Below are 14,065 nucleotides of genomic sequence, written 5' to 3'. Positions count from 1 at the left end.
GAACGCCATCCCCAATGGGGAAACGGCGAAGTTTCCCCTGGGTTGCGGCGACGGTAAGCGCTGCTACACTACTCTGCACTTACATGGAAGCCATCACGATGCTCCGTTCAGGCAACTCACTCCGGTTCACGGCCAGGGAAATCGAAGAACACCATGGGCTGGGTGTCGATCTCACTTGCGTGAAAACGCTGGGCGATTTCGCCGATGCGCTCGTTCCTTGGATCGAAGCGTTGGGCGAAGTACGACCGGATCTTCTGGACAAGCTGGCGCAGGATCTGGCAAGGGCGAAGGGGGTGAAACTGCCGCCCCGGCTCGACCTCGTCAACGTTGACCCTTCTTCAAATTGTCCCGAGCAATCTTGATCCATTGGCGGGCGATGCGATCGATGTGAACCAATTCATCGGGCGCGATCTCGCCTGACCGCGTCAACTGCCCGATCTTCTCCAGAACGAGTTCCGGATCGTCCTTTGCCATCTCGACGACGAGGGCCGACACCCGTGTGTGATACAGGTCATGGCGATCGGCCTCCCACGGCGCAGCGGCCACCTCCATCGGCGTCGACCGCGATGCACAGAGGCCGTCGGGCTTCAACAGGACGCCGACATCCGGCTTAATCTGCTCGACGATGCGGCGCATGCCGGAACCGCCCAGCAGCACACTGATGGGACGTGCCTGATTACTCAGACTTGCTGCGAACATGGTGTTCTCCTTCCATAAAGAAGGGGAACACCCCTCCCCGGCAGGGAACGATGTCCCCCGCTAGGGATGCCTGTGGCTATGGCGGACCAAAGGCGCTTGGTGAGCGCACGCGCATGGTAAGCATCGTGCGCAAACACAAAAGGTCCGCAGTCCTTGCGAACTGGGGCCGGCTTCTAACACACATCTCAATGACGAACATCGGCCACGCACCAGGCGCAGACGAACGCTCGGCATCCGACACCGGCAGACCCGAAGGTCGTCCGGCATGCTTCATGTTCAGTGTATGAAACTGAACGGATACGACGAGCCACTTGCGTGACTGGATCGGAACGGGTTCCGATAACTCCGGGGCAGGTAACGACTGCGACGCCGACATGGATGGCCGGACTTCACGCAAGGCCTGACGACAGGACAGCGTGAAGGCTGTGTAGGTTCGATACCCACAATAAGCGATTTGAGTATTGCACTTGGTGCAGTCGCGTTCAAGGGGGCGACGCGGATTGTGGCGTTATACCATGCGAAAATCCGTGCTCGTGGAGGTGTTTCGGATGGCCGTATGGAGGCGAGCAATCACGTCTGATACTTCGATGAAAAGTGTTTTCGCCCTGTCGTCGCGAAGGCACGGTTACGCGTCAGAGTGTCTCCGTTGCCTTAACGTCCTGATCCGTTCCAGTGCATTTTTTACCGGCGGGTCCGACACGGTCGCCGGGACAATCGGATCATCATCTTCCTGCAAGACCATCATATCGAGATCATTTTCAGTGATTTGCCAAGCTGGCCGGATGTCGAGCTGGCGCCTGAATAGGCAGAGGTTGTAATCGGGTGTAGGTGGCGAACCTGCTTGCGCCGAAACGAGAAAGAATCCGCCGTATCGGCGATAAGCTGCAAGAAAGCGTTCGAGATTGTGCGACGTCATTGGCTCCATGCGATTGATGCGGGAGACTGCCACAAATGTCTTTGCATGAGATTGCTCGAACTGGGTTAGGTTCGGCCCCACCGTGACGGCATAGTGAGCAGGGTTTCTGGCCGAAACGCCGGTAATAATCGCCACACGCAAGGCATCGTCCACACCTCCCTTTGCCCAACGGTCGCGCCATGCACTGAAGATGGCTTGGCCAGCCTGGCCATTTTCAAACATGATGCCCAGAATGGGCGGCGTTCCCTCTGCTTCGGCGAAAAGCGTTCCACACCATTTTGCGCGGTCCCATAGTTCAATATCGATGGGTGATCCAATGTGCCGATCGGTGTGCTTGAGTCGGCTCGTATCCACGAGGTCGGGAGGCGGCGGGCCAGAACCGAATTTAAGGGGGTGACCCGAATCCGGGAACGCTACAGTGTCCGCTACCTTGGTGTCGCGCCAAGGCCGAGGCCGCAGTCGTTCATAGACCTTGTCGTTATCGTCTATCCAGTCGGCAAGTTGGAATTTGAACTGCTCGCCGAAAATATTGCGATCGAGCGTCAACGCATCGCCAAGTATCAACGCACGGGAAAAGGCGCGTTCCTGTCCGGCGATTTTGTCGAGCCAAGTCTGGATGTCGCGAATGACGAATATCCGGGCGAGGAGGGTAATGATCGCCTCCTGTAACCAATTCGAAAAATTGTGGAAGTCTTCCGGACCCGAGAAGCGCAGGTCGACTGGGTGCAGAATTTCGATGCGAGTGATGCCGTCATCCGAGAAATGAATCTCCGGTATGCCCACGACATGGTTGGAGGCTTGGATAACGATAGTGGTAAGTTCTCGATGCGGAAGCAGATCGCCTTCGTCGCTCGTGGCTGCGAAAGCCTCAAGCGCCCCCAGCAGGGATTCGGCGACGCCAAAGGAGACGGGATTGCTGGGCGTTTCGAGCACAATTTTCGAGCCGAGAATGGTCGACCTCAAGAAACTCGTCGATCCATCCACTAATACCGGATACGCTGAAATGTCCTTTGCCGCGGGCTGATCGTGCCACCGTTCAAAAAAGGACTGGAGTTTGTCTTCGTTTTCGTCGGCAGGAAAGTAATGTTCGTCGTAAATTGCCTGTACTTGTCCCAAGGCATAAAGCAATGGCAGTCGGGCGTTTGTTAGGCCAAGCCGTTCGAGAACATCCGGGAGTCGCGATACTGAAGGTAAGTCACCATAGGGAATATTGAGAAGATGGATGCCAAGCACCGCTTCTTGCATCATCACTTCGTCTTGGTGGGCGGCTTGGCGCTCTTCGGAAAGCTTGAGATGCGCGGCAACAACTGCCGCCATGGTCATGACGTTCAGAACATGAGGAATACGCCCGAGTTGAAGTTCGGTCCATACTAGCTGCTGAAGTGCTCGCAGCGCTGGTAGGATAAATTCCCCTTCTTGCAACAAAACTGCGGTACTACGTTCTACGGCGACCAGGATCTTATTGCGCGCTGCCCAGATCAAACCGACACGTTCGTAGGCGCAACTGCTGCCAGCCAGCGCCAGGACGAGTTCGGCACGGTACTCTTGTTTGATCAGAAGCTCTTCGGCCCGGCCAAACCATTGGATGGCCTCATACGGCTTGTCTTGCTGGAGCTTTTGCGTGCCGCGCGTACTATAAGCTTTCCCTGCTTCGCCTTCGCTCCGGCGTTGTCGGACGACATCAACTACCTTTTCATACAAGGCGTCGAATGCCGCGCTATCGACGTGTTTGCCGATTACTTGGAGCAAATCCGATAGGCGCTCGATCGGATAGATTCCCAATCCGGTTGACGCGTCCACGATTTGAGAAAACTCGTCCCAAACGGCATCCCGCTGCCCGCCTGCGCCATCGCGATAGGCTTGAGCGGCCTTGATTAAGGCAAGGCTAGTGCGGGCTTCCAGGGCATTGTTCGGTCTGGCAGAGTCGGCGGCAATGGCCAGCAGCATTGCCTCCAACCGCGCGCGACGATCTTCGACCTTGGCATCTTGTGCACTGAGCCGGCCGGCCGCCACGGCAGGCGGCAGGAGTTGCCAAAGATTCAGCAGGCGTTCGACTTCTCCGGCTTGAGAGGAATCTTCGAGGTACCGTTCGACTTCATCGTAGAACCGATTGAAGGAAGGGAAGTCGTTGTACCACCAATGAGCGGTCCATGCCAGATTGTAGGCGACCCGCATCTGCTGTTGGCGGAAGCCCAACTGCTGAGCGATCCGCTCGGCTTGCGCAAACCGGTTTTCTACTTCGTCGCGAGAGCGCTCCAGGCTCCGCGCCAAGATCGCACCACGCAGACAATCCTCGACCAACTGGTAGCGAGCGCAGTGATATCGATTCTGGTCGGTGATCTGCCTATCGAGCTCTTCCAGTTCTGCCAATCTGGCTGCATCGCGGGGGCCAGGCGCGCGGAGGCTTTCGCTACCTGCGCCCTCGATCGCGAGGGTTGAGGCGGCCAAATCCAGGTGCCCATTCTCGTAGACCTTCTCGACAATCCAGGCTCGATCGACAATGTGCACAGGAATGCCGGCTTGCTTGGCGAGCCCGTCTTCCTGTTTGGACCGCTCCTTATCGCTGATGAACTGGTTTGAAAAAAAGTAAATACGCTTGTAGTCACGGCCGGTGGAGAGAATGTTGGCGATGTCGGCCTTAATCTTCGCCTTCCAAGCTTTTTTTGCACTGAAGGCAAACGCCCAGCGTTCAGCCCCAGCGTTCGCATCTCCAACCCACCATCGTTCAGCGATCTCTGCTGCAACTGGATAGGTTTCCGTATCCACTTTACTATCGCCGCCGCCGGTCGGCCCGGTCTGTACTCGCAAATTGGGACAGATTTCCTTCTCTGCAAGCTTCCGGCAGAAGTGCTCGAACTCATATTCCTGTTTGCGGCTTGTGAGCGTCTCTAAGTGGTATTCGAAAACGGCTCGCGGAAGGAGGGGGGCTTCGCTGGCACGGGTATCCGAAAACAAGTCCGGATGCATGGTGCGCATCAATTCGCTTGGACTCGGAATGTGATGCATGTTGCGGGGCTGGTCGTTCGTCTGATTCATTACCGGGACATGTTCGGAGACGCGAATGATGTCCGATTATGCCAGCATGTCGTGAGGAAATGATCGACAACAGGCCGAATTTGACTCGCTTTCTCAAGTGCCGACGACGTCCCGAACGGACATTGAAACGCCACGTGGGCCGCGTCCGTTCGCCGCGACTTGCCCCGTGACCGGAATTTGTCGCTTCAAGGAGAGAGCAATACCTTGCTTTTCCCGTTGCGCTTAGCATGGAGCAGGATGGCGTCAGCGCGGCCGAGCTGCTCGTGCACGGATTCCGCGGGACGCAACTGGGCGACGCCGGCCGAGAAATGCAAAATGTGGAGTTCGGTGTCCGTGACCAGCGGACGCGCCGCCAGCGCGGCGAGGAGCCGGGTGAGGATATCCATCGCATCGGCTGCCGTCGCATCGGGCAGGAGGAGGGCGAACTCGTCGCCGCCGACCCGTGCGGCCTGATCGACCGGGCGCAGGTTCATGCGCAGTACGTCGGCGAACTGGCAGAGCGCACGGTCTCCAGTCGCGTGACCATGCCGGTCGTTGATGGTCTTGAAATTGTCGAGGTCGATCATCGCGCACGCAATGGCGACGCCATGCCCGGTGGCGCCTGCCGACAGGAGCGTGCACGCCTGCTGAAAACCGCGCCGGTTGAGCAGGCCGGTCAGGCTATCTTCATGCAGCAGCGAGGTGGCATGCAGCAGGTCGCACTCGAGTTCCCGAATGCGGCGCTCGTAGAGGGCAATCTGCTGGCGGATGGTATCGGGTGTGCGCATCGCGATGCTCCTGGGAGAACAGGATTCCAGCCTAGCGGTCGGCACGCCGCTCCACCATGAAAAATGCGGTGCGATCACGCCGCTTTTTGTCATCAGCTCCCGATCCATCCTGCCGTTCCGTGGTTGATAACCGGAATTATGTCGCGCTCATTTTTCGGTAGGGGGCGCATCGCCCTGTTTTCGCCGATGGGCGATGACGCCGCCGAGGTAGGCATTGGAGGCACGTTTCCTGGAATGACCGGCAAGCGTCGCCACTTCCCGCCGTGCCGGCGCGTCGATCTCCTGCGGCAGCTTGGCGCCCCCTCTCACTGGCGCCGCCTGCCCGGTCATCGCCTCGAACTGTTCGATCAGCACTTCGTGCCGCAGCCCGTGCGCGGTTACGCCCAATGCATTCTGGGTGACGCCGAATTTCTCCAGCACATAGTTGAACCGCCGCAGCGCCTGTTGCAGGCTGTGCGCCGGATGCCCCATGTGGCCGTCGGCGGCGCTCACCACGGTCTGTGCATGCTCGATCGCGGCAAGACGTTCCGCAGTGTCCAGTGCGACAAAGCGTTCGCGCCCGCCCTTGCTGCCGGCCTTGATGCGCGCATAGCGGTCGGCGCGCCGTTTGTGCAGCGGTAGCCCGGTCGCCTCGAAGGCAATGACGCACAGGTGCGGCCGGAACATGACCGCCTCCTTGCGGCGCAGACCCAGCGCACGCACCAGGCGCATGGCCGCGCCCACATGCTGATCGAAGCGGCAGATCTCCCCGATCAGGCCATCGATGTCGATGCCTTGCGCGGACCAGCTCTTGTCGCGCTGCGCCGCTTCATGGCGTTGGTACTCCTCGGGTTGCAATCCGTAATACTGGGGCAGCCGCACCAGGCCGGGCTTGCCGATCCAGTTGGCAAACCCGCGCAGGAAACTGAGATACGTCTGGATCGTCGCCGGCGCCAGCCCCTGAGCTTGCCAATACTTCACACCCGCCTTGATGTGACGCTCACCCACGTTGCGCGGATCGGGCGGGGGGATGAACGCCAGCTCGTTTTCCAGGACGCCGAAGAAGCGGTGCAGGAACTCCGCGCGCTCCTCGCGCGTCTTGAACGACACTTCCTTGTGTTTGGCCGTGTGCTGCTTGTTGAACAGGGCGAGCAAGACGTCGAGCACGTCGTGCGGCGGCGTCTTCCAAGCCGGATACAGGGCTAGGATTTCCCGTGCGGAGAGGCCGTTCCAATCCTGGCGGCGGCGCGGTTGATGGACGAGCGAGGTCGCCGCACGCCGGGTGCAGGAGCGTTTCTTTGCTTTGGACATCATGTCCTCCGTGATCGACCGTCCGCGGCTCGATAGGCGGGCGGGGTGTCAAACGTGGAATCGCTTGCGGATGGACCGGGCGGCGGATTCCGTTGCCGCACCCGTCCTGTGGTCAATGCAAACCGCAGCGCGCGGCCACGAGCGTCGCTGCGTTTACCCAAAGATGCGCCGGCGCTCTTTCTGAGCGCCGGCTCGGTCAGCCTTAAAAACGTTTCAGTGGATCCGCCCCGCTGTGCATTTCTGCGCCGCGCGGGGTTGGGGGATGCTGCCCGACCTCCTGGGTCGGGGCAGGGCATCAGCGTCGAGATCGAGTCTCGCGCTCTTGGGGATCCGTTTCTGGATGTCGTCGCCCCACCAGCATGGGTCCGCCCCTCACCGAAAGTCCGGGGCAGTGTCAGGTGTTCGAGCGAAAGCGCATGGGGAGCCGAAATTGGCCAACACAGCCATGCGTTGCGGGAGCCGCGTGCTCAGAACGGGCGACGAAAAGCGGTGGCCTGGCATCGGGTGCCGGCCAGATCAACTGCGGTGCCTTGCGGCTTTCTCGAGGAAAGCCGGCGTCATCGCTGACGCGTCACAAGGCGAATTGCACTGCGAGGGTGATACCACGGGCGCGACCTCGGGGGGCGCGCCAACACCGATTCAGGATCGGCAACGTCAGGGGCAGGTAACGACTGCGACGCCTTTTCGTTCCCCGAGATGGGAACAGGGCAAGGAGCCTTCGAGCATGATCAGTTGACACCAGTCGGCGCTGGGCGTCAAGCGCTTTCCGGCGTTTACGGGTGGCGTCGGAAAGCGCGCTTGATGCGCGTTTATCTTCCGGTCCGGACGCAAAGCACGGTCGCATGCGGGCTTGAAGGCTGCAAAAGTGGCCTCTGGTTCCCGTTCTGAATCGACCGGCTGCGGCATGCCCTTGACGCGCGCATTTCTGGTGTGACTGTCGTGATACGCAACTCAGCGTCGAACCACATGCGCGCCTATCGATGTGATTCCAGTGACACCGGCGTGATACCGGAGTCGCCATGGGACGGGGCCTGATGTCGAAATGCGGCCGCCATCATGGGCATTGCGCGTGGCGCGGCGGTGTCGCATCGCCGATGCTGGTGGTCAGCTATCGACTTGAACTTCATGAAGGAGGGAAATATGGAAATAATCGTCAGAGCGGTAGATGTGGGATTTGGCAACACCAAGTACGTGACGGGTGGGGCGGGCGATGACATCCGTTGCGCCTGCTTTCCATCGGTGGCGTATCCGAGCGCGCGGGATCTCTCCACGGTCCCGGCCGCCGAGCGGCGCAAGACGATCGCCGTGCCGATCGACGGCTTGTTCTACGAAGTCGGCCCCGAGGTCAGCCTGGCGGCGGAGTCGTTTCGCGCGACGCAACTGCATGACCGCTACACCGAGACGCCCGAGTATGCCGCCTTGCTGCGCGGCGCGCTCGGCATGATGAAGGTTGCCGCCATCGATTTGCTGGTGGTCGGGTTGCCGGTGGCCGCGTTGGCCGCGAAAAAGGCGGTATTGGAAAAGGCGATGACCGGTAGGCATGAGGTCGGCGGCGGGCGCACGGTGACGGTGCGCAAGGCGCTGGCCATCGCCCAGCCGCAGGGTGCGCTCGTGTACTACGCATCGCTGCACCAGAAACTGAAAGCGATCGAGCAGGAGCAAAGCCTGATCATCGATCCCGGCGCGCGGACCTTCGACTGGCTGGTCGCCAAAGGCATGCGCCTGGTGCAAAAGAAAAGCCATTCGCTCAACCGCGGCATGTTCGATGTGCTGCAGGCGATCGCCAACGAGATCAGCGCGGACATCGGCACGCCGTATCGGGATTTCGATGCGATCGATCTCGCGCTGCGTACTGGCAGGAGCCCGATGATTTACCAGAGGCCGTACGACATCGCGCCGCTGATGCCGATGGCCAGGACCATTGCGCAGCAGGCGGTGTCGTCGATGATGCAGTGGATCGATGCGTCCTACAGCTTCCAGAACATCATCCTGGTTGGCGGCGGCGCCTTCGTGTTCAAGAAGGCGGTCAAGGAGGCTTTTCCGAAGCACAAGATCCATGAGGTCAAGGAGCCGATGTATGCCAATGTCAAAGGGTTTCAGATCGCCGGCATGAACTATGCCGCCAGCATGCTCGACAAGGCGCCGCGCGCCGACGACGACGGCCGCGCTGCGGGAGAGACGGCATGAACGATCCGACTTCCGTTTCGTTTGAGCCGATCCGGCTCGTCTTCCAGTTGGAGCGCGCCGATAATCCGCGCCTGTACGATGACCTGATCCGTTTCAAGAAGGGAGCGAAACGGGTGAATCGGTTGCGCACGCTGGCGCAGGAGGGCTTGCTGGCTCAGCAGTGGTCGATTGGGTTGGGCAACCCGATGATGCAGACCAGGGAGGATGCGATGCCCCGCGATGTGGGTGACGCTGCCATTACAAACCAGGTGTTTGATGCGCCGATCGCGGAATAGCGATCAGCGACAAGGCCATGAAAAGAAAATTCCGGAACAAGGCAAAGGCCGTGCGTGCCTCCGAACTGGCGCAGATGGGGGTGTGCGAACGGCTCGTCGTGTTTGAGCATCGCTATGGAAAACGCCATACCGCCGCGCAGCGTACGGCGATCCGGTGCGGATTGCAAGCGCATGAGCGGTTTTTCCGGGACGGCATCCGGATGACCGAGACGAGGGGGCGCTGCTGCCTTGCGACGCTGGTGTTCGGCGCGGGGCCTGAGACGGTCGTGCTCCGGGAGTTCCGTGACCGGATATTGCGTTCGCATGCAACGGGACGGTGCTTGATCCTGGTGTATTACAAGACCGCGACCGCGGTCTGCGCGGTGTTGACGCGCTGGCCATGGCTGCGGCCGTTGGCGCGGACGCTATTGCGGCCGATGGTGTGGCTGGCCGGTCGCGCCCGCCATGATGAGGAAAGCGGTCATGTCGATTAGCGCACTGGTGCTATCGGGGCTCGCCGCCGTCGCGCTGCTGTGCCTGATTCGTTGGGGATACCGCCTTCGTCTCGTCGATGTGGACAAGGCATGGCTGCCGGTGGAATTGCGACACGCCAAACTGGTGTATATAGAGCGGGTATTCCGGGCAAGGGCGCCAGTGCCGATCGTGGCCAGGCTGGATCGCGGCTATCGGAATGCGGACGGCGTCATTATTCTGGTCGAACTCAAGACGCGGCGCCTGAGCCGCTCCTATCGTTCCGACGTCATCGAGTTGTCCGCGCAGCGCTTCGCGGTGCGGGCGCAAACCGGGGAACGGGTTGCCGACTATGGGTATGTGGTGCTCCAACAGCCTGGACGCCAGCGCAAGACCGTGTATCGTGTTGAATTGTTGCCATATGAGCAAATTATGACATTGGTGCGCAGACGGGAGGCGATATTGATGGGAGAGGCGTTGCCGCAGTACGCGGCGACCGAACGTGTGTGTACGCGGTGCGCGTTTCAACGCCAGTGCGATCGGCCCGACAGTGCGCAGCGGGGATCGAACCGGTGACATTTCTGTATTTGTTGGTACTTTTGTTGGTACTTTTTAGTTTCCAACAAGAAAGGCCGATATTTTATAAGGCCTCCGGGCTAGTATTCGATTCCGGTCTCGGGCACCAGTTACGACCCATCTTTACTTCCTTTCGGAACGTCCTGCCTTGCCTGCGTGTCTCACGCAGGTGTATTCGCTTCGCCTTCCAAATCGCTTCCATATTTCCCCGATTTTCAGATCAAAAATTCGCAGGTGGGCTGTGCTTTTTATATTGAAAATTTCAGCTTTCAAATTTTTATAAATAATCAAAAACACTCGCAAAAATTGAAAAGTTAAATGTTTGACGTGTTCAATTGAATACAATAAAAACAGGGAAGCCTCTAGAATTTTGCCGCAAGAACAAGCTGCTCCGATAGCGGCCGCGGCGCTCCTGAAGGAGGACGGTATGCGGCCTCGGAAAGCGGCGTACCATCGCTGCAGGAGACCGATTTTCCCCTATTGCCCCTGGCATTTTGATCAATCAATTTTGAGGAGATAAAAAGATGAGCAAGACCATGTACACGCAGGAACACGAGTGGCTGCGCATTGAGGAGGATGGTCTGGTTACCGTCGGGATCACCGACTACGCTCAGGATCATCTTGGCGACCTGGTGTTCGTGCAGTTGCCGGAAGCCGGCAAGGAGCTGGCCAAGGGTGAAGAAGCGGCTGTCATCGAATCGGTGAAGGCTGCGGGCGAAATCAACATGCCGGTCACAGGCGTCGTGGCCGAAGTGAACGCCATCCTGGCGGACGAGCCGGGCAAGGTCAACGAAGACCCGATGGGCGCCGGCTGGTTCTTCAAGTTCAAGGTCAGCCAGGCAAGCGACCTGGACGGTTTCATGGATGAAGCCGGCTACAAGGCTTACGTCGAGTCACAGGGCTAACGGCCACTGGCGACCGCGCCGCGTTGTGACGCGGCACATCACATTTTTTCGTATTGAGAGGTAACCATGGTTCAGAAACGGGCTGCTTACGAGGATTTGCAGCAGCATACGGATTTCATCGACAGGCACATCGGACCCGGCGAGGCTGACAGGAATGCCATGCTGGCAACGCTGGGCTTTGAGTCGATGGACGCCTTCATCCGGAAGGTGATTCCCGACGCGATTCACTCCGAAGTCCCGCTGAACCTGGCCGGCGCGCGCAGCGAGCCGGAAGTGCTCGATGAGTTGCAGAAAATCGCTTCGAAGAACAAGGTCTTCAAGTCGTACATCGGCATGGGGTACTACAACACGTACACACCGACCGTCATCTTGCGCAACCTGCTTGAAAATCCGGCCTGGTACACGGCGTACACGCCTTACCAGCCCGAGATTTCGCAGGGACGCCTCGAAGCGTTGCTGAACTTCCAGACCATGATTTCCGATTTGACGGGGCTGGAGATCGCCAATGCGTCGCTGCTCGACGAAGCAACCGCGGCGGCGGAAGCGATGACCTTCTGCCAGCGCCTGTCGAAGAGCAAGAGCAAGGTCTTCTTCGTATCGCAGGACTGCTTCCCGCAGACGATTGACGTGGTGCGCACCCGCGCTGAGCCGATCGGCGTGGAAGTTGTCGTCGGCGATCATCGCAAGGACCTGGACCAGATCGAATGCTTCGGCGTATTGCTGCAATACCCGGCACTGAATGGCGAGATCAACGACTACGCCGATACGGTAGCGAAGGCGCATGCGAAGAACTCGCTCGTCGTCGTCGCGGCCGACCTCCTGGCACTCACCGTGCTGAAACCGCCCGGTGAATTCGGCGCCGACGTGGCGATCGGTTCGGCACAGCGTTTCGGCGTGCCGCTTGGCTACGGTGGCCCGCACGCCGCGTACTTCGCGACCAAGGATGAGAACAAGCGCGTGATGCCCGGCCGTGTGGTCGGCGTTTCCATCGACAGCCATGGCGACAAGGCATACCGCCTCGCAATGCAGACGCGCGAACAGCATATCCGCCGCGAAAAGGCGACCAGCAACATCTGCACCGCGCAGGTCTTGCTCGCAAACATCGCCAGCATGTACGCCGTCTACCACGGCCCGCAAGGCCTGAAGACGATCGCACAACGCGTGCATCGCGTCGCCGCGACCCTGGTTGAAGGCTTGCGCAAGCTGGACCTCGAAGTGCCAACCGCTTCGTTCTTCGACACCATCACCGTCCGTACCGGCGCGCGCACGCAAGAGATCCATGCCGCTGCACGCGGCTGTTCGATCAACCTGCGTGAAGTCGATACGACTACCGTTGGCGTTTCCGTCGATGAGACGACCACGCGCGAAGACATCGAAACCCTGTGGACGATTTTCGCCGGCGGCAAGCCTGCGCCTTCCTTCGCCACCTGCGAAGCGGATGCTGCGGAGCGCATTCCGGCGGCTCTCGCGCGTACCAGCGAATACCTCGCGCACCCGGTCTTCAACAGCCATCATTCCGAAACCCAGATGTTGCGCTACCTGCGCACACTGGCCGACAAGGATCTCGCGCTCGACCGCACGATGATTCCGCTCGGTTCCTGCACGATGAAGCTGAATGCGACGACCGAGATGATCCCGGTGACCTGGAAGGAATTCGGCGACCTCCATCCGTTCGCGCCACGCGACCAGGCACAGGGCTACCAGCAACTGATCACCGAACTGGAGCAGATGCTCGTGGCCTGCACCGGCTATGACGCCGTCTCGCTGCAGCCGAATGCCGGTTCGCAAGGCGAATACGCCGGCCTGCTCGCGATCCGCGCCTATCACAAGAGCCGCGGGGAAGGACACCGCAACGTCTGCCTGATTCCGAGTTCCGCGCACGGTACCAATCCGGCGACTGCGCAGATGGTCGGCATGCAGGTCGTTGTCGTCGCTTGCGACGAACGCGGCAATGTCGATGTCTCGGACCTGAAGGCAAAGGCCGAGAAGCATGCGTCCGACCTCGCCGCGATCATGATCACCTATCCTTCGACGCACGGTGTGTTTGAAGAAGCAGTGCGTGAAATCTGCGAGATCGTGCACACGCACGGCGGCCAGGTGTATATCGACGGCGCAAACATGAACGCGATGGTGGGCCTGTGTGCGCCTGGGAAGTTCGGTGGCGACGTGTCGCACCTGAACCTGCACAAGACCTTCTGCATTCCGCACGGCGGTGGCGGTCCGGGCGTCGGCCCGGTCGCAGTGAAGTCGCATCTTGCGCCTTTCCTGCCAGGCCATCGCGCGATGGAAAACCACGTGGCACCAGTTTCCGCTGCGCCCTGGGGCAGCGCCAGCATTCTGCCGATCAGCTGGACCTACATCAAGCTGATGGGCCGCCAGGGCCTGAAGGAAGCGAGCCAGGTGGCGATCCTCAACGCCAACTACATCGCCAAGCGCCTCGCGCCGCATTACCCGATCCTGTACGCAGGCGAGAACGGTATCGTTGCGCACGAGTGCATCGTCGACCTGCGTCCGCTGAAGGATGCGACGGGAGTCACCGTGGATGACGTTGCCAAGCGCCTGATGGACTTCGGCTTCCATGCGCCGACCATGTCGTTCCCGGTTCCGGGCACGCTCATGATCGAGCCGACCGAAAGCGAAGCCAAGGATGAGCTGGATCGCTTCTGCGACGCGATGATCGCGATCCGCGAGGAAATCCGCGAAGTCGAAAACGGTATGGTGACGGCGGAAGAGAGCGTGCTGCGCTACGCACCGCATACTGCGGCCGACATCATCTCCGGCGAGTGGAATCGCAAGTATTCGCGCGAACAGGCGGCATTCCCGGTTGCTTCGCTGCGCGACAACAAGTACTGGCCGCCGGTCGGACGCGTCGACAACGTCTATGGCGACCGCAATCTCGTCTGCTCCTGCCCGCCGATGGCGGATTACGAGTAAGGCCGGGACGGGCTGCCGCACAAGTTCGAC

The 14,065-nt window shown here is 60.0% G+C and carries 11 protein-coding genes; 7 read left to right on the top strand and 4 right to left on the bottom strand.

Features of this window, described 5'->3' with window-relative positions; translation table 11 throughout:
* The first annotated feature begins 83 nt into the window (after nt 1-83).
* Entirely contained in the window at nt 84-362 is a 279-nt protein-coding gene (locus AC3WOY_RS02450) for a hypothetical protein (RefSeq protein WP_492420787.1), read from the top strand.
* Here AC3WOY_RS02450 and AC3WOY_RS02445 read toward each other — a convergent pair.
* The 4 genes from AC3WOY_RS02445 to AC3WOY_RS02430 form a co-directional block, all read right to left on the bottom strand.
* Nucleotides 322-699, bottom strand: a complete 378-nt coding sequence (locus AC3WOY_RS02445; protein ID WP_492420786.1) for a hypothetical protein — start codon at nt 697-699, stop codon at nt 322-324. The genes AC3WOY_RS02450 and AC3WOY_RS02445 overlap by 41 nt on opposite strands.
* Before the next feature lie 625 nt (nt 700-1,324).
* A complete protein-coding gene (locus AC3WOY_RS02440; protein ID WP_492420785.1) occupies nt 1,325-4,651 on the bottom strand; it encodes a hypothetical protein in 3,327 nt (1,108 codons plus the stop codon).
* 185 nt (nt 4,652-4,836) lie between these two features.
* Entirely contained in the window at nt 4,837-5,511 is a 675-nt protein-coding gene (locus AC3WOY_RS02435; protein ID WP_492420784.1) for a GGDEF domain-containing protein, read from the bottom strand.
* Nucleotides 5,512-5,565: 54 nt separating this feature from the next.
* Nucleotides 5,566-6,711 carry an integrase domain-containing protein gene (locus AC3WOY_RS02430; RefSeq protein WP_492420783.1) on the bottom strand — a complete coding sequence of 382 codons (1,146 nt, stop codon included), beginning with the start codon at nt 6,709-6,711 and terminating at the stop codon, nt 5,566-5,568.
* A gap of 1,137 nt (nt 6,712-7,848) precedes the next feature.
* Here AC3WOY_RS02430 and AC3WOY_RS02425 point away from each other — a divergent pair.
* From AC3WOY_RS02425 to gcvP, 6 genes are all read left to right on the top strand, one after another.
* The gene (locus tag AC3WOY_RS02425) at nt 7,849-8,895 is read left to right on the top strand and encodes a PRTRC system protein D (protein ID WP_492420782.1); all 1,047 of its coding nucleotides are present in this window, start codon (nt 7,849-7,851) and stop codon (nt 8,893-8,895) included.
* Complete coding sequence (locus AC3WOY_RS02420; protein WP_492420781.1) at nt 8,892-9,170, top strand: hypothetical protein; 279 nt, start codon at nt 8,892-8,894, stop codon at nt 9,168-9,170. Before AC3WOY_RS02425 ends, AC3WOY_RS02420 begins: the two co-directional genes overlap by 4 nt.
* Nucleotides 9,171-9,187: 17 nt before the next feature.
* Nucleotides 9,188-9,643 (top strand): CFI-box-CTERM domain-containing protein, encoded by a 456-nt coding sequence (locus tag AC3WOY_RS02415; RefSeq protein WP_492420780.1) that lies wholly within the window; start codon nt 9,188-9,190, stop codon nt 9,641-9,643.
* Entirely contained in the window at nt 9,633-10,196 is a 564-nt protein-coding gene (locus tag AC3WOY_RS02410) for a PD-(D/E)XK nuclease family protein (protein WP_492420779.1), read from the top strand. The genes AC3WOY_RS02415 and AC3WOY_RS02410 overlap by 11 nt, the downstream gene beginning before the upstream one ends.
* A 524-nt stretch (nt 10,197-10,720) precedes the next feature.
* Nucleotides 10,721-11,101: a glycine cleavage system protein GcvH gene (gcvH, locus tag AC3WOY_RS02405; protein ID WP_492420778.1), complete on the top strand. Its 381-nt coding sequence runs from the start codon at nt 10,721-10,723 to the stop codon at nt 11,099-11,101.
* Nucleotides 11,102-11,167: 66 nt separating this feature from the next.
* Complete coding sequence (gene gcvP / locus AC3WOY_RS02400; protein ID WP_492420777.1) at nt 11,168-14,035, top strand: aminomethyl-transferring glycine dehydrogenase; 2,868 nt, start codon at nt 11,168-11,170, stop codon at nt 14,033-14,035.
* The last annotated feature ends 30 nt before the right edge of the window (nt 14,036-14,065 follow it).

It is taken from the genome of Noviherbaspirillum sp. FW303-A3 (genome assembly GCF_058788695.1).
This window is presented reverse-complemented; position numbering and strand designations above follow the sequence as displayed.